The organism is Flavonifractor sp. An112 (assembly GCF_904377885.1).
Lineage (GTDB): Bacteria > Bacillota > Clostridia > Oscillospirales > Oscillospiraceae > Flavonifractor > Flavonifractor avicola.
On record NZ_CAJFGT010000001.1, the window covers coordinates 12691 to 28672 of the forward strand.

Genomic DNA, 15982 nt, shown 5'->3' on the forward strand with positions numbered 1-15982 from the left:
GCGGCAGGCGCTGTTCTGTTTACGGAAGCACGATGGTGTCCTCCTCCGTGATCCCGGACAGGATCTCTACATAGTCGCTGCCCCAGAGACCGGTCTCCACGGTGACGGTCTCGGTCTTGCCGTTGCGCAGCACCTGGACGGTGTCGCCGTCCACCGCCTTGACGGGCACACGGAGGCAATTCTCCTTCCCCTCGGTGAGAATGGACACCGACACGTTCATGCCGTCCCGCAGGCCGTCGGTGTTGTCCAGGGCGATCTCCACGGTGTAGTCGGTGACGCCGCCGGAGGTGACGCCGGTGTCCTCCACCCGCCGCACCGAGCCGGTGTAGGTGCGCTGCTCCCCGGTGTCGGTGGTGAAGGTGATGGATACGCTCTGGCCGGTACCCACCCGGTCGATGTACTGCTCGTCAATACTGGCGTGGACGCACAGGGCTTCAGGCTGGGCCAGCACCGCCATGGGGCTGCCGGCGGAGGCCAGATCCCCTTCCTTGGAAGTGCGGGAGAGGATGACCCCGTCCGCCGGAGCGGTGATGGTGTAGTCCTCCCGCTGATCGGTAAGTTGGTCCAGGCTGGCCTGAGCCGAGTCCACTTGAACCTGGGCGGCGTCCACCTGGAGCTGGGCGTTGTCTACCTGGAGCTGGGCGTTGTCCACGGCGTTGGTCAGGCTGTCATTTTTCAGGGTGAGCACCGTCTGCCCGGCGGTGACTGTCTCACCCACCTGGATGGAGAGGGTAAGCACCTGACCCGACTGACCGGCGTAGATGGACTGTTCGGTGGTGTAGGAGATGGTACCTGTCTCCATGCACATCACCCCGTTTACCGAAGCCATGGCGGTGGAGCCGCTGGCCAGGGTGCCGGGATTGCGGAAGGAGAATTCCACGTTGACGCCGGTGCGGCTGCCGCTGAGGGCCACTGGTGTGTCATAGACCCGTACCACCGTGCCGGTGAGGGTGTCCGCCTTGCCGGGGAAGGAGATCACAGCAGCAGCACCCGGTGTCAGGGCCTTGGCGTCCTCCAGGGCGAATGGGACGGTAAGTTTCAGATTTACGCTGTCCACCACCTGGGCCACCGGCGTGCCGGAGGAGATGAAATCCCCCACATGGACGTTGACCGCTGTCACCGAGCCGGAGGCGTGAGAGACCACCGTCAGGTCAGCGCAGGCGGCCTGGGCCTGGGACAGACTGACCTTGGCCTGCCCCAGAGAGGCCACCGTTTGCTCCAGGGCCACCTGGGCGCTGTCCACCGACAGTTGGGCCTGGACGATCTGATCCTCCAGGGCATCGGAGTCAATGGTGTACAGGGTCTGACCTGCCGTTACGGTGTCCCCCTCCTGGAAGGTACACTCCGTCACGGTACCGCTGACAGTGGGGACGATGGTATAGTTGTCGGCATAGGTCACAGTGCCGGTATCCTCCACCCGGTACTCCACCGGGCCGGTATCAGGCTGGACGGTGCGATACTCGTCCTGGCCGGAGCCGGAGCAGCTGCTTAGCAGAAGCAGGCCCAGCACAGACAGAAGAGCCGTGCCCCGCCGCCAATACACAACTTTCATAAGAAACACCCCCGTGTGCTATTCCACGCTTTTCAGTGCGCCCAGCATATCGATCTCCCGCATTTTTCGCCCGATGATCACATTGACGCCCAGGGCGAAGATCATGGTGACCGCGCATGACAGGCCGATGGCCATGGGGGTGATGATCACCTCCAGAGGCATGGCGGTGATGGAGAGGATCAGGAACCGATCCAGGGCAATGCCCAGAGGAATGCCGCACAGGATACCGGCTCCGGCGAAAATCAGGTTTTCGCTCAGCTGCAATTTTTTGATCTCTTTTTCGTAAAAGCCCAGGACCATCAGGGTGGCCAGGCTGCGGATCTGTTCATAGAAGCTCATGATGCCTAAGTTATAGATGACGATGCAGGCCAGCCCGCCGCCAAAGAGAATGAGGATGTACACCACCATGGAGGTGTTGGTCATCTTCTCCACCGCGGCAGCAGTCACTGCCTCCCGGCTCTGCCAGCCGTCCACAAAGTCGTACCGGTCCAGTTCTGTTTCCAGTGCGGCGGCATCCTGGGTGGTGAGATAGGCGGTGGTGGGCGTATAGGACTTGCCCAGCTCCCGCCACAGACTGCGGCTGACATAGGCGCCGCTGACACAGCGGTTTACCTCTGCGACCCTTAACGTATAGTAATGGTTGTCACCGGTAAAACGAAGGGTAATGATATCGCCCTCCTCCACCCCCAGATCGTCAGCCAGCAGCTTTTCCAGCACCACCCCGTCCTCCGGCAGGGTGAGGGACCCGGTGGCATAGGGATCATACAGGTGAAGGGAGACGGTATCCTCGGTTACCGTCAATGTGGAGGTGGTCCGCTGATCGTCGGTATACATCCAACAGGCGGTGGTCATCTCCAGTTCTGCCCCGGTGACGCCGGGGGCGTTGGTCAACCGGCTGTACTGGGCCTCGGTGACTGAGCTGTTCAGACTGGCCATTACGTCATACTTGTTTTGATTTTTGGCCAGGGCGTCGGAGTAGGCATCCATGGAGTCCTTGATGGCAAAGGCCATGAACACCAGGGCCATACAGAAGGCGATACCCACCACACAGGTGAGCATCCGCACCTTGTTGCGGAAGGTGTTGCGGATGATGTACTTGCTGTTAAAGCCCAGCCGCCGCCACAGAGGACCCACCCGTTCCAACAGAACGGTCTTGGCGTTTTTGGGGGGCTTGGGGCGCATACACTGGGCGGGACTTTCCTTTAACAGGGAGCGGGCCACCAGCCAGGCGCTGCCCAGGCAGCACAGGGCGGTAAGACCTGCCGCCTGGCCCCAGGCGGAGAAATCGTGGACAATGGTGTAGGGGGGCAGGTCGCAGCCGGTGGCAATGGTCCACACGATAAGCTGGGAGATGTATTTGCCCAGCAACGCGCCGATGGGAAACCCTATGATCACCACCAGCAGGGCATGGAGCAGATAGTAGATCAGGATCGTGCGGTCATCATAGCCCAGCGCCTTGAAGGTACCAATGTCCATACGGGCATTTTCAATGAGCCGGTTCATGGTACTCACCATCATCAGCACCGCGCACAGGAAAAACAGGGTGGGGAAGAAGGTGAGGATGGGTACCAGGTTGTCTTTGCCTTCCATCAGGGAATAGGCGGGCTGGTTGTCCTTCAGCGCCAGGATGTTGACCACTTTGTTGCCCAGCGCATCATCGATGGCTTCCCGGATGGCAGAGGCGGGAATGTCATCGGCGGTGGTGATACAGATCTGGGTATATTGATTGGCTCCCATCACCCCGCTGAGGACCTCCTCGTCCACATAGGCGAAGGCGAAACGGGACAAGTCGGGGGAGGGATTGGTGGCGTTGATGTTGTAGAGGCACTCCGGGTCCTTGCCCACACCGCAGATCTGGAGCCGCAGGTGGATCCCCAGGCCGGTGAGGGTGATCTCGTACCAGTCACCCACCTCCAGACCGTGGGCGGCTGCGTACTGGTCGCTGAGGAAGATTTCCCGGCTGTTTTGGGGCAGGGAGCCTTCCACAATATAAGGAGTATTGATGGAAAAATTGGCCACACCGTAGAGGGTGAGGGTCAGATCGCTGTCATAGCGGTCCTCGGCATCCAGCACCACCCGGGGCTGCACACCGGTAATGCCCGCAATGGACGACAGATCCCGGCAGTCCCCCTGATCCAGGCCGGCACCGGAGATCCAGTAATCGGCCACATTTTGGGTGTCGTAGTAGTCGCCCATCAGCCGGTCTACATTGTAAATGATGCCGCTGAGGCCGGTATACACCACCACGGCGATCATGGTGATGATGCTCACCGAGATCAGCCGGGAGGCGGTGCGCCGCAGGTCGCGGAAAAAGTTTTTCCAGATCATGCTACCACTCCAGTTCCTGTACGGGCACCGGGTTGGGATTCTCTTCAAAGGATTCGATCTTGCCGCTCTTCATGCGGATCAGTACGTCGGCGGTAGGAGCCAGAGCGCCGTTGTGGGTGACCACTACCACCGTCTTTTTGCTCTGCTTGCACAGGTCGTACAGCAGGGCCAGGATGGATTTGCCTGTCACATAATCCAGGGCACCGGTGGGCTCGTCGCACAGCAGCACATCGGGATTTTTGGCCAGGGCACGGGCGATGGCGCCCCGCTGCTGCTCGCCGCCGGAGCACTGGGCGGGGAAATTCCGCCGCCGCTCGTCCAGACCCACCATACGCAGTACCTCCCGAGTGTCCAGAGGGTTGGGGCAGATCTGGCTGGCCAGTTCCACATTTTCCTCCACGGTCAGGTTAGGCATCAGGTTGTAGAACTGGAACACAAAGCCGATGCTCTCCCGGCGGTACTGGGTGAGCTGCTTCTTGTTGAACCCGGAGATCTCTTTCTCGTTGACAAAGACCTTGCCGCCGGTGGGGGAGTCCATGCCGCCCAAAATGTTGAGGACCGTGGATTTACCGGCGCCGCTAGCCCCCAGAATAATGGTGTATTTGCCCTCGGGGATGGTAAAGCTGATGTCGTCCACCGCTTTGATCACCGTTTTGCCCATGATATATTCCCGGGACACGTGCTCCAGCCGAACGCCTGCCATAGGGACGACACCTCCCTGAAATTGGTTAAAAAATACGGATATCGGTGGAATTAGAGAAATTATTTGTGCTATTATGCTATATTATAACACGGCATATTTGCTTTCTCAATCCCTGGGGGAAAGGCTGAATAAAAAATCATCTGCGGTTTCCGAAGTAACCGCAGATGATTTGGTATTATGCAAATTGATAGATGCCGTCGGCGATGGGCGCAAAGCCGGCCTGGAAGAAGGCGGCGCAGGCTTTGGCCATGTAGGCCGGGTCCTGACTGCCGGCGGTCTCCACGGCAGAGTGCATGGCCAGCTGGGCCATTCCGATGTCCACCATGGGGATGCTGACGGCCTGGCTGAGCAGATTGCCCAGGGTGGAGCCGCCGGGCTCGTCGGCCCGGTTGGCAAAGATCTGCACCGGCACTCCGGCCTGCTGGCAGACGGCTTTGAACAGACCGGCGGTGAGGCCGGTGGTGGTGTACTTCTGGTTGGCGGACAGCTTGATGACCACGCCGCCGTTGGGGTAGACCTTGTTGGCGGGATCGGCCTTCTCGGTGAAGTTGGGGTGGACGGCGTGGCCATTGTCGGCGCTGAGGAGCATACTGCCGGTCAGAGCCTGCCGCACCTGCTGGTCGTCCAGCTTCAGGACATGGGCAATGCGGGAGAGCACATCGGGCAGGAAGGAGCTGAGGGCTCCCTGCCGGGTGCCGCTGCCCACCTCCTCGTTGTCAAAAAGACAGTAGACCTGACCCAGCTTGTCCTGAGGGGCGGCGGTGAGCAGGCCCTCCAGGGTGGCGTAGGCGCAGCCCAGATCGTCAATGCGGGGGGCCTGGAACAGTTCCCCGGCGGGGCCCAGCACCACTGGCTGCTGTCGGGGGCAGAGGGTGAGATCGTTAGAGAGAATGTCCTCGGGATTCACGTTCAGCTCCTGGGCCACCAGCTGGGTGAGGGAGGGGCTGCCCGCCAGGCCGTACAGGGGCTGCATATCCTTCTGGGCGTTGTAGTCATGGCCCCGGTTCACATCCCGCTGCTGATGGATGGCCAGGCTGGGGATGGTGAGCAGGTCCCGGTCCAGGTAGACCAGACGGCTCTCCACGCCCTGGGCGGTTTTGACAATGGCTCGGCCTGCCACAGTGAGGGGCCGGTCCAGCCAGGAGGCGCAGTTCATGCCGCCGTAGCCCTCAGCAGACAGGCGGAGGTAGCGCTTGTCCCCCTCCAGCACGTCGCCCTTAATATAAAAGGTGGGGGAGTCGCTGTGGGCGGCAGTCATCCGCCAGCCGGTGAGAGCGGTTTTAGGCAGCCGGAAGGCGATGAGGCTGCTCTGGTTGCGGGTGGTGTAATAGCCTTTGCCCCACTCCAGGGTCCAGGACGCGCACTCCTCCAGGCGAGTGAAGCCGGCCTCCTCCAGCAGGGCGGCGGCGCTGCCCACGGCGTGGTAGGGGCTGGGGCTGCGGGAAATAAAATTCATCAGTTGATGCAGGGTATCCATATTTGGTAACCTCCTGGGTGAAAGATCCAAAGATATGATAAAAAGCCGCGAACGTGGCAACGTCCGCGGCAGCGTGGTGCGGGCATGGGGACTCGAACCCCAACGCCGTGAAGCACGAGAACCTAAATCTCGCATGTCTACCAATTCCATCATGCCCGCCTGTTGTGTCCACTAGTTTAGCATCCGCGAGGGAAAATGTCAATTCCGACAGGGGGTTGCGGCAGGGACAGGAAGGCATTATAATGAAATGGCATATGCAGCCCAAAGGAGGAACCATACCATGGAAATTGCACCCCGGATTGCTGCCATACAGGATATTTCGGGCTTTGGCCGCTGCTCATTGACGGTGGTGCTGCCGGTGCTATCCGCTATGGGCAGCCAGTGCTGCCCCCTGCTTACCGCCAGCCTCTCTGCCCATACCGCTTTCCCGCCCAGCGATAAAGCCACCTTTCTGGACCTGACCGGCCAGATGGAGGGGACCACGGCCCATTGGGCCGAGCTGGGCGTGACCTTTGACGCCATCTACAGTGGTTTCCTGGGCTCAGCGGACCAGATCCGGATCATTGAGAGATTCTATCAGCAGTTCCGGGGAGAACACACCCGGGTGCTGGTGGACCCGGTGATGGGAGACCACGGCAAGCCTTACCGCACCTGTACCCCAGACCTGTGCGCTAAAATGCGTCAGCTGGCTGACCAGGCCGACTGCATCACCCCCAACTGGACCGAGGCCGCCCTGCTGCTGGACGAGGACTACGCCAACCGTCCCACGGAGGAGACGGGCATCCGGAACTGGTTGGAGCGGCTGAGTCTGGACGGCAAACGTTCGGTGGTGCTCACCGGTGTGAGCCTGACGGAGGGACAGATTGGTGCGGGCTATTTTGACCGCATCACCGGCACCACCGGCTTTGCCATGGCCCACCAGGAGCCCGCCCATTTCCCCGGCACCGGTGACCTCTTTGCCAGCGTGCTGCTGGGGGCGCTGATGCGGGGAGACGAGCTGCCCGGATCGGTGCGGCAGGCGGTGGACTTTGTCCAGCGCTGCGTGGCTTGCACCCTGGAGATAGGTACCCAGCCTTTGGAAGGGGTCCAGTTTGAGCCCTTGCTGAAGGAACTGGTGTAAACGCCGCCTAACATCAGAGAGACAAAGATAAAAAAGGGACGCTGCTGATGCAGCGTCCCTTTTTTGGATTCAAGTAACTTACTTGTGGTCCACGGAATACATATGAGCGATGAGGTCCAGGACCTTGTTGGAGTAACCGATCTCGTTGTCGTACCAGGACACGACCTTCACGAAGGTGTCGGTCAGAGCGATACCGGCGCCGGCGTCGAAGATGGAGGTACGGGTGTCGCCCAGGAAGTCGGAGGAAACAACGGCGTCCTCAGTGTAGCCCAGGATACCCTTCAGCTCGCCCTCGGAAGCGGCCTTCATGGCGGCGCAGATCTCGTCGTACTTGGCGGGCTTGGCCAGGTTGACAGTCAGGTCAACCACGGACACGTCCAGGGTGGGAACACGCATGGACATACCGGTCAGCTTGCCGTTCAGCTCGGGGATAACCTTGCCCACGGCCTTGGCGGCGCCGGTGGAGGAGGGGATGATGTTGCCGGCAGCAGCGCGGCCACCACGCCAGTCCTTCTTGGAGGGGCCGTCGACGGTCTTCTGGGTAGCGGTGGTGGAGTGAACGGTGGTCATCAGGCCATCGGTGATGCCCCAGTTGTCATGCAGCACCTTGGCGATAGGAGCCAGGCAGTTGGTGGTGCAGGAAGCGTTGGACACGAACTTCATGTCGGAAGTGTAGGTGTTGTGGTTGACGCCCATCACGAACATGGGGGTGGAGTCCTTGGAAGGAGCGGACATAACGACCTTCTTGGCACCGGCGTCGATGTGAGCCTGGGCCTTCTCCTGGGTCAGGAACACGCCGGTGGACTCCACGACGTACTCAGCACCCACCTCGCCCCAGGGAATGTCCTTGGGGTCCATGCAGGCAAAGAACTTCACGGTCTTGCCGTTGACAATGATGGCGTCATCGGTGTACTCGATGGTGCCGTCGAACTGACCGTGCATGGTATCGTAACGGAGCATATAAGCCATGTAGTCGGGGGTCATGAAGGGATCGTTGATACCCACGAACTCGATGTCAGAGCGGTTGATGCCGGCGCGGAACACCAGACGGCCGATACGGCCAAAACCGTTAATACCCACTTTAATGCTCATAGTGAATCTCTCCTTTGTTCTAAATAGCCTCTTAATACATCTTTCTTTGGCGCGACTACATTATAGACTAATCTGCCGGGAATGAAAAGAGGAAAAATGCAAAACTTACTGGGGAAACTGTATAAATTTATATGGCGGTTATCGGTAAACGTGGCGGTTTCGATGTAATACGACCGTATTCCTTGAGATTCGACAAAATATTTGCTATACTGACTTTGACTTTACCGTGTTTTGGGAGCTGAGAGGAGGAGGGAGGCCCATGGAGCCTGTTTCCGAGGATCTGGGGCTGCTGCTGGTGGAGCAGTTCCGGGAGCAGATGAACAATCTGGCGGCGGCGGTGCAGCTGCTGACGCCGGTGGTACAGGAGAAGGGAGGGCGCCAATGTGAGCCCTACCTGGCCATCCTCCACCAGAGTATGTACCGCATGATGCGGATGCTGGGCAATCTGGAATATCTCCAGCTGCCGGAGGACGAATTGACAGTGACCCGGACCAGTCTGGACCTTGCCGGGCTGTGCCGCGGCCTTGGAGAGCAGGTGGCCTCCCTGGCGGGACAGGCGGGCCTGGAGTTCTCTTATGAGGAGGAGCGGGGCAGCCTCATCACCACCGGGGACGGCCCCCAGCTGCGGCGGATGCTGCTGGGCCTCATTTCCAATGCCTTTCGGGCGGCCGGAAAAGGGGGGCATACCGGACTGCGCCTGGCGGTGCGCCAGGACCGGGCGGTGCTTACCGTATGGGACGACGGCCCCGGTTTGCTGCCGCCGGAGGAGGAGAAAGAGCAGGAGCTGCTCCACCGGCCCGACGGCCTGGGCCTTGGCCTGCGGGTGGCCCGGCGGATCGCCGCCCTCCACGGCGGGGCTATCGTATTTGAGCAGCGGGAGGACCGGGGGTCCCGGGCGGTGGTCTCTCTGCCCATCCGGCCGCCGGAGGGGGGCGCGGTGCTGCGTACCCCGCGGACAGACTGGGATCGGTCGGGTGGTTTCTCCGATCTGATGGTGGAGCTGTCCGCCGTATTGCCCTACGAGGCTTTTTTACCCGCTGACCTGGAGTAAGATACAAATGAAAAAAGAGCGCGGCGCTTGGCGCAGCGCTCTTTTTCTATTCCAAGGAAAGCGGTATGGAACTTGACGTTACCGGTCTTCCGTGGGATAATAATAAGAATCTTGTTTTTTGGTTTGGAGTGAGCGTATATGACGGATTTTCTGATCCGGCATTTTGTACGAGATTATCAGCAGGTACAGGACCCGGCGGTGCGGGAGCGCTACGGTGTACTGTCCGGCGGAGTGGGTATTTTTCTCAACCTGCTGTTGTCGCTGGGCAAGTTTTTTGCCGGCGTGGTCACCGGCTCCATCGCTGTCACTGCCGACGCCTTCAACAACCTGTCCGACGCAGGTTCCTCAGTGGTGACCCTGGTGGGCTTCAAGCTGGCAGGGCAGAAGGCTGATGACGGCCACCCCTTTGGCCACGGCCGCATTGAGTATCTGGCGGGACTGCTGGTGTCCCTGCTGATATTAATGGTAGGTGTGGAGCTGGGCAAGACCTCCATTGAGAAGATCATCCAGCCGGAGGAAGTGGCCTTTTCCATCCTGTCGGTGGGTATTCTGGTTTGCTCTATCCTGATCAAGCTGTGGATGAGTCTTTTCAACCGGAAGCTGGGCAAGCGCATCCACTCGGCGGCCATGCAGGCCACTGCCACCGACTCCCTGTCCGATGTGGTGGCCACCTCCGCCGTGCTGGCGGGCACCCTGATTGGCCACTTTGCCCATGTGAGCATCGACGGCTGGATCGGCGTGGTGGTGGCAGTCTTTATCCTGCGGGCCGGCTGGGGCGCCGCCAAGGATACCCTGAATCCCCTGCTGGGCACCGCCCCCGACCCGGAGCTGGTGAAGGCCATCCAGCAGCTGGTTCTGTCCCACGAGCAGGTGGTGGGGATGCACGATCTGGTGATCCATGACTACGGACCGGGCCGTCGGATGTGCTCCTTCCACGCCGAGGTGCCGGAGGGAGACGACATCATGGAGGCCCACGATGCCATCGATCACATCGAGCGGGAGATCCAGGAGAAATTCGGAATTGAGACCACCGCCCACATGGACCCCATTGCTACCGGAGACAGTGAGGTGGTCCGTCTGCGGGAGCAGGTGAGCGAGCTGGTCCGGGAGATCGACCCAGATATGAGCATCCACGACTTCCGCCTGACCCGTGGTCCCCGACACTCCAATCTGATCTTTGATGTGGTGGTCCCCCACCGCTGCCGTCTCAGCGATGAGGAGATTCGCAGACGCATTACCGAGGCGGCAGAGCAGGTGGTGCCCGGCTGCTATGTGGTGCTCCAGCTGGATCGGTCCTATGTGGGGGCAAGATAAGGCGATTTACAAATTGTTCACCCCACAGGGCAGGTGAGCGTGTATAATAATGATAAGTGCGATACAGACGCCCAGGTATAAACGGACGTACCGGAAGAATACCATTTGATTAGTCTGAAAAGGACGGTGTACTATGGCCAAGAAAGTCCTCATCGTGGAAGACGACTCCAACATTGCTGAACTGCTCCATCTCTATCTGGAGAAGGAGGGGTTCGAAACAGCGGTAGCCGGCGACGGCGGCAAGGGTGTGGAACTGTTCCGCTCCTTCCGGCCTGACCTGGTTCTGCTGGACATTATGCTGCCCGTTATGGACGGCTGGTCGGTGCTGAAAAAGATCCGGGAGAATGACAAGACCCCCGTGATCATGCTCACCGCCAAGGGCGAGACCCAGGACAAGGTGGCGGGCCTGGAGGGGGGCGCCGACGATTACATTGTCAAGCCCTTTGAGATGAAGGAAGTGCTGGCCCGCATCCACGCGGTGATGCGCCGGTTCGGCGGTGACGAAAACGGAGGGGGAGAGAAGAAACTCTCCTTTGACAAACTGGTCATCAACCTGGATTCCTATGAGCTGCTGGTGGACGGCAAGCGGGTGGACACGCCCCCCAAGGAGCTGGAGCTTTTGTACCATCTGGCTGCCTCCCCCAACCGGGTGTTTACCCGCAACCAGCTGCTGGATGAGGTGTGGGGCTTCGATTACTTCGGAGACTCCCGTACCGTGGACGTACACATCAAGCGCCTGCGGGAGAAGCTGGAGGGCGTCAGCAGCCAGTGGAGCCTCAAGACCGTGTGGGGCGTAGGATATAAATTCGAGGTTGTGACGGCCTCATGAGAAGCCTGTATAAGCGGCAGTTTATCCTGACAGCCGGTATGATCCTGGTGTCCTTTGCTTTGTTGGGTGTGGCGTTCTTTACTCTGTCCTATCAGTACACCATCCGTCAGACCAAAGAATCCATGGAGCGCAACGCCGATTATGTGGCCAACTTCACGTCCAAGTCCCGGGCTCTGGGGCTGGGTGTGGAGGATGACGTCTACATTACCATGATCGCCACCATCGCCCAGATCTCCGACGCCGTGGTACTCATCACGGAGGCGGATGGCGAGATGGTGGTATCCACCGACGGCGTAACGGTTCAGGGCTACAACACCCTGGGCGGACGCTATCTGCCCCGCACCGTAGTGGAGCAGGTGACCCAGTCTGGGGGATATACCGGTATGAGCACCCTGGGCGGGTTCTTCTCTGAAAAGCGCTATGTGGCCGGTACGCCCATTGTGGTGGAGACACTGGACCGCAGCAGCGGCCAGGTGGTCAAGACCATGGTGGGTGTGGCCTATGTGGCGGCGGAGGCCTCCAGCCTCACCGAACTGTGGCGGGCCTTTACCACCATCTTCTTCTTTACCGCGGTGGTGGTGCTGTGCATTGCCTTCCTGACCAGCTCTGTGACCTCTCTCAAGCAGACCAAACCGTTGAAGGAGATCGCCGAGATCGCCAGAAAGTTTGGCCACGGCGAGTATGAGCTGCGGGTCAAGGGCTATGAGGACCGGCGGGACGAGGTGGGAGAGCTGGCCGAGGCCTTTAATGCCATGGCCGACTCCATCTCCAAGAGTGAGGAGCGGCGGTCCGAGTTTGTGGCCAACATCTCCCATGAGTTAAAGACTCCCATGACTACCATCGCCGGCTTTTCCGACGGCATTCTGGATGGCACCATCCCGCCGGAGCGGGAGCGGGCTGCCCTCCAGACCATCTCCTCCGAGACCCGGCGCCTGTCCCGGCTGGTGCGGCGGATGCTGGACCTGTCCCGGCTCCAGTCGGCGGAAAATGTCACTGCCCAGGAGCAGTTTGACGTCTCCGAGATCATGCTGCGGGTGCTGGTGAGCCTGGAGACCAAGATCAATGCCCGGCATCTGGATGTGGACACCCAGCTGCCCGACGGGGCGGTGATGGTGTGGGGCGATCCGGACGCCATCACTCAGGTGTGCTATAACCTGCTGGATAACGCCATCAAGTTCTCCAATGAAGGGAGCACCATGGGCATCTCCATCACCACCAAAGGCGGAAAGGCCCATGTGGCGGTACGCAACACCGGGCAGACCATCCCGCCGGATGAGTTGGCCATGATTTTCGACCGGTTCCACAAGAGTGACAAATCCCGCAGTGTGGACCGGGAAGGCGTGGGCCTGGGCTTGTATATCGTCAAGACCATTCTGAACAACCACAAGGAAAATATTACAGTGACCAGCCAGGACGGTGTGACCGAGTTCAACTTTACGTTGACCCTGGCATAAGGACAGGAGGGAGCCATGCACGGCTACTATTACGACCAGAACCGGGTCTATCCGCCGGAGGACCAGGGCCGCCGGCGGCGTCCGGGCCGGAGAGGGCCGGGGAAGGCTGTGGTGCTCTTCTGCTGCGTCCTGGCTCTGCTGATGGTCGCGGCGGTAGTGCTGCGCTGGGTGGGTGATTCCCTGTCCCCCCGGGAGGATTTATTCCACTCTGGTGATAAATCCCCCGAAAACACCCCCTATGACTGGGGCGATACCTGGGATTGGGAGGACGAGGAGGCCGGAGAGACCACCGTGGAGCGGGCCCCCTTGGGGGACGATGTGACCCTGACGTTGACGCCCCAGCCTCAGACGCAGGCCCATACGCTCCAGACCATCTACCAGGAAAACATCCAGTCCATCGTGTCCATCTGGGGCGACGCGGGGACGTCCTACTCCTTCGGCACCGGTGTGGTGCTGTCTGCCGACGGCTACATTATTACCAATACCCACGTCATCGAGGGCTGCAGTTCCGTGGAGGTGGTTCTCCAGGACGACAGCAGCTATGAGGCTCTGCTGGTGGGGATGGATGTGCCCACCGATCTGGCCGTGCTCAAGATCGACGCGCAGAACCTGCATCCTGCTGTGTTCGGCAATTCCGACGAGCTGCAGGTGGGGGATACGGTGGTTGCCATCGGCAATCCCCTGGGCCAGGAGCTGCGGGGCACCATGACCGACGGCATCATCTCCGCCATCAACCGGGATGTGGATGTGGACGGGTACAGTATGGTGCTCATCCAGACCACCGCCGCCCTCAACTCGGGCAATTCGGGAGGCGCCCTCATCAATGAATACGGCCAGGTGGTGGGGATCACCAATATGAAGATGTCCGCCTATGACGATACGGTGGAGGGTCTGGGCTTTGCCATCCCCACCACTACCGTCAAGACGGTGGTGGACGATCTCATCCACCAGGGCTACGTCAGCGGGGAGCCTTCCATCGGTATCACCTGCTACACAGTTACCGAAGAGATGGCGGAGGAATATGACCTGCCGCTGGGGGTCTATGTGAAAAGTGTACAGCAGGACTCCGACGCCAAAAAGCAGGGTGTTTTTCCCGGCGACGTGATCGTGGAGGCCAATGGACAGAGCATCACCACCATTGAGGAGCTGCTGGCATTGAAGGAAGGCATGGAAGCGGGCGATGTGATCCACTTCCGCCTGTGGCGGAGCGGCGGATACCTGGAGCGGGATGTGACCCTGATGGAACAGTATGTTCCCTGAACAAAGACAGAAGAAACGGGCGTCTCCGTTAGGAGACGCCCAATATTACACAGAAGAATGGATTGAATGGTGACGTGGATCGCACTTGTCCTTCCTGTGAGCTGTGAATACAATATACTATAAATTACCAAAAATGTCAAATAAAAGATTTGACGAAAGGGGTCGGAAAGAAGATGATGATTGTCAACGGGGTGGTCCACCCCATGGATGGGCCGGTGATCCAGCGGGGTTATGTGGCCTTTGAGGATGGAAAGATCACGGCGGTGGGACCCATGGAGGAGCTGACCGCCGTCGCAGAGGGGGCGATGGATGCCCGGGGAGGGCACATCCTGCCCGGCTTTATTGACGCCCACTGCCACCTGGGCCTGTTTGGAGACTCCCTGGGGTTTGAAGCGGACGACGGCAACGAGTCCACCGACCCCTGCACCCCCCAACTGCGGGCCATCGACGGGGTGAATCCTCTGGACCGGTGCTTTCAGGAGGCACGGGAGGGGGGCGTCACCACGGTGCTCACCGGCCCCGGTTCCGCCAACCCCATCGCTGGGCAGTTCCTGGCTCTGAAAACCGACGGCCGTTGGGTGGATGAGATGGTGGTTAAAGCCCCGGCGGCTATGAAATTTGCTCTGGGGGAGAACCCGAAGTCGGTATACAACGACCGGAAGGAGACCCCGGTGACCCGCATGGCCACAGCCGCCCTGATTCGGGAGGAGCTGTCCAAGGCCATGGAATATCAGGACAAGCAGGACAAGGCCTCGGAGGACCCGGATACCGATATGCCTGACTATGACGCCAAGCTGGAGGCTCTGCTGCCGGTGCTGAAGGGGGAGGTGCCCGCCCACTTCCACGCCCACCGTGCGGATGATATCGCCACGGCGGTACGGCTCAGCCGGGAGTTCGGCCTGAAGTACGTCATTGTCCACGGTACCGAGGGCTACAAGATCTCCGACCTGCTGGCCGCTGAGGGGGCTGCGGTGATTACCGGCCCCTGCCTCACCGACCGCTCCAAGCCGGAGCTGTTGGGCCAGACCCTGGCCAACCCGGCCCTGCTGGCCGAAGCTGGGGTACGGGTGGCCATCTGTACCGACCACCCGGAGACCCCCATCCAGTACCTGCCCCTGTGCGCCGCCATGGCGGTGCGAGGTGGCATGGAGGAGGAGGAGGCTCTGGCGGCCATCACACGCAATCCGGCTGAGATCGCCGGCATCGGCCATCGGGTGGGTACCCTGACCCCCGGCAAGGACGCCGATATCGTGGTCACCCAGGGCCATCCCTTTGACTGGAACGGTAAGGTCCAGGCCGTGTTCCTGGAGGGAAAACAGGTTAAATAAGCAGCAAAAAGGCGCGCCGTAAGGCGCGCCTTTTTTGGCGGTAATGGTTAGGGCTCCAGCTTGTCCACCCGGCGCTGGTGGCGGCCACCCTCAAACTCAGTGTTGAGGAAGGCATCCAGGATCTTGTCGGCCATGTTGTTGCCGATAAGACCGCCGCCCATGGCCAGCATATTGGCATTGTTGTGCCGGCGGGTCATCTCGGCGGACAGAGGCTCGCTGCACAGGGCGCAGCGAATGCCATTCACCTTGTTGGCGGCGATGGAGATGCCGATACCGGTGGTGCAGATGACGATGCCCCGGTCACATTCGCCGGAGGCCACCGCCTCAGCCGCCGCCCGGCCGAAGTCGGGATAGTCGCAGCTGTCGGACGTGTAGCAGCCGTAATCCTTGTAGGCCAGCTGGTGCTGGTCCAGATAGTCCATGACGTGGCGCTTGAGGGCCAGTCCTCCGTGGTCAGAACCCAGTGCGATCATA

13 protein-coding genes and 1 tRNA gene are annotated in these 15982 nt (G+C 60.3%); 7 read left to right on the forward strand and 7 right to left on the reverse strand.

What is annotated here, in order from left to right:
- Window positions 1-19: 19 nt before the first annotated feature.
- The 5 genes from IHN22_RS00055 to IHN22_RS00075 form a co-directional block, all read right to left on the reverse strand.
- Window positions 20-1552, reverse strand: coding sequence for an efflux RND transporter periplasmic adaptor subunit (locus tag IHN22_RS00055; protein WP_191432960.1), 1533 nt, complete (start codon window positions 1550-1552; stop codon window positions 20-22).
- A gap of 18 nt (window positions 1553-1570) precedes the next feature.
- A complete protein-coding gene (locus tag IHN22_RS00060) occupies window positions 1571-3880 on the reverse strand; it encodes an ABC transporter permease (RefSeq protein WP_191432961.1) in 2310 nt (769 codons plus the stop codon).
- Window position 3881: 1 nt separating this feature from the next.
- The gene (locus IHN22_RS00065) at window positions 3882-4583 is read right to left on the reverse strand and encodes an ABC transporter ATP-binding protein (RefSeq protein WP_087188845.1); all 702 of its coding nucleotides are present in this window, start codon (window positions 4581-4583) and stop codon (window positions 3882-3884) included.
- 175 nt (window positions 4584-4758) lie between these two features.
- Entirely contained in the window at window positions 4759-6060 is a 1302-nt protein-coding gene (locus tag IHN22_RS00070; RefSeq protein ID WP_087269716.1) for a M18 family aminopeptidase, read from the reverse strand.
- Between the two features lie 74 nt (window positions 6061-6134).
- Window positions 6135-6219 (reverse strand) — tRNA-Leu (locus IHN22_RS00075).
- Window positions 6220-6340: 121 nt separating this feature from the next.
- On the opposite strand from IHN22_RS00075, the gene IHN22_RS00080 reads away from it, so the two are divergent.
- Complete coding sequence (locus IHN22_RS00080) at window positions 6341-7180, forward strand: pyridoxamine kinase (protein WP_191432962.1); 840 nt, start codon at window positions 6341-6343, stop codon at window positions 7178-7180.
- Window positions 7181-7258: 78 nt separating this feature from the next.
- On the opposite strand, the gene gap is transcribed toward IHN22_RS00080, so the two are convergent.
- Window positions 7259-8272, reverse strand: a complete 1014-nt coding sequence (gene gap / locus IHN22_RS00085) for a type I glyceraldehyde-3-phosphate dehydrogenase (RefSeq protein ID WP_087188848.1) — start codon at window positions 8270-8272, stop codon at window positions 7259-7261.
- A 259-nt stretch (window positions 8273-8531) separates the two neighbouring features.
- Here gap and IHN22_RS00090 point away from each other — a divergent pair, with 259 nt between their 5' ends.
- The 6 genes from IHN22_RS00090 to IHN22_RS00115 all read left to right on the forward strand — a co-directional run bounded on the left by IHN22_RS00090 (window position 8532) and on the right by IHN22_RS00115 (window position 15508).
- A complete protein-coding gene (locus IHN22_RS00090) occupies window positions 8532-9323 on the forward strand; it encodes a sensor histidine kinase (RefSeq protein WP_087188849.1) in 792 nt (263 codons plus the stop codon).
- Window positions 9324-9461: 138 nt separating this feature from the next.
- Window positions 9462-10637, forward strand: a complete 1176-nt coding sequence (locus tag IHN22_RS00095) for a cation diffusion facilitator family transporter (protein ID WP_191432963.1) — start codon at window positions 9462-9464, stop codon at window positions 10635-10637.
- A gap of 133 nt (window positions 10638-10770) precedes the next feature.
- On the forward strand, window positions 10771-11466 hold the full coding sequence (locus IHN22_RS00100) for a response regulator transcription factor (RefSeq protein WP_087188851.1): 696 nt from the start codon (window positions 10771-10773) through the stop codon (window positions 11464-11466).
- Window positions 11463-12920: a sensor histidine kinase gene (locus IHN22_RS00105; protein ID WP_087269729.1), complete on the forward strand. Its 1458-nt coding sequence runs from the start codon at window positions 11463-11465 to the stop codon at window positions 12918-12920. Before IHN22_RS00100 ends, IHN22_RS00105 begins: the two co-directional genes overlap by 4 nt.
- 15 nt (window positions 12921-12935) lie before the next feature.
- The gene (locus IHN22_RS00110; protein ID WP_191432964.1) at window positions 12936-14180 is read left to right on the forward strand and encodes a S1C family serine protease; all 1245 of its coding nucleotides are present in this window, start codon (window positions 12936-12938) and stop codon (window positions 14178-14180) included.
- A 173-nt stretch (window positions 14181-14353) separates the two neighbouring features.
- Complete coding sequence (locus IHN22_RS00115; protein ID WP_191432965.1) at window positions 14354-15508, forward strand: amidohydrolase; 1155 nt, start codon at window positions 14354-14356, stop codon at window positions 15506-15508.
- A 47-nt stretch (window positions 15509-15555) separates the two neighbouring features.
- Here IHN22_RS00115 and rpiB read toward each other — a convergent pair whose 3' ends face one another.
- The gene (gene rpiB / locus IHN22_RS00120) at window positions 15556-15981 is read right to left on the reverse strand and encodes a ribose 5-phosphate isomerase B (protein ID WP_191432966.1); all 426 of its coding nucleotides are present in this window, start codon (window positions 15979-15981) and stop codon (window positions 15556-15558) included.
- Window position 15982 lies beyond the last annotated feature (1 nt).

What these genes read in the sequence shown, in the direction of transcription:
- IHN22_RS00105 (WP_087269729.1), top strand. Translation starts at nt 11,463, where the DNA reads ATGAGAAGCCTGTATAAGCGGCAGTTTATCCTGACAGCCGGTATGATC.
- IHN22_RS00100 (WP_087188851.1), top strand. Translation starts at nt 10,771, where the DNA reads ATGGCCAAGAAAGTCCTCATCGTGGAAGACGACTCCAACATTGCTGAA.
- IHN22_RS00115 (WP_191432965.1), top strand. Translation starts at nt 14,354, where the DNA reads ATGATGATTGTCAACGGGGTGGTCCACCCCATGGATGGGCCGGTGATC.
- IHN22_RS00095 (WP_191432963.1), top strand. Translation starts at nt 9,462, where the DNA reads ATGACGGATTTTCTGATCCGGCATTTTGTACGAGATTATCAGCAGGTA.
- rpiB (WP_191432966.1), bottom strand. Translation starts at nt 15,981, where the DNA reads ATGATCGCACTGGGTTCTGACCACGGAGGACTGGCCCTCAAGCGCCAC.
- IHN22_RS00070 (WP_087269716.1), bottom strand. Translation starts at nt 6,060, where the DNA reads ATGGATACCCTGCATCAACTGATGAATTTTATTTCCCGCAGCCCCAGC.
- IHN22_RS00065 (WP_087188845.1), bottom strand. Translation starts at nt 4,583, where the DNA reads ATGGCAGGCGTTCGGCTGGAGCACGTGTCCCGGGAATATATCATGGGC.
- IHN22_RS00055 (WP_191432960.1), bottom strand. Translation starts at nt 1,552, where the DNA reads ATGAAAGTTGTGTATTGGCGGCGGGGCACGGCTCTTCTGTCTGTGCTG.
- IHN22_RS00060 (WP_191432961.1), bottom strand. Translation starts at nt 3,880, where the DNA reads ATGATCTGGAAAAACTTTTTCCGCGACCTGCGGCGCACCGCCTCCCGG.
- gap (WP_087188848.1), bottom strand. Translation starts at nt 8,272, where the DNA reads ATGAGCATTAAAGTGGGTATTAACGGTTTTGGCCGTATCGGCCGTCTG.
- IHN22_RS00080 (WP_191432962.1), top strand. Translation starts at nt 6,341, where the DNA reads ATGGAAATTGCACCCCGGATTGCTGCCATACAGGATATTTCGGGCTTT.
- IHN22_RS00110 (WP_191432964.1), top strand. Translation starts at nt 12,936, where the DNA reads ATGCACGGCTACTATTACGACCAGAACCGGGTCTATCCGCCGGAGGAC.
- IHN22_RS00090 (WP_087188849.1), top strand. Translation starts at nt 8,532, where the DNA reads ATGGAGCCTGTTTCCGAGGATCTGGGGCTGCTGCTGGTGGAGCAGTTC.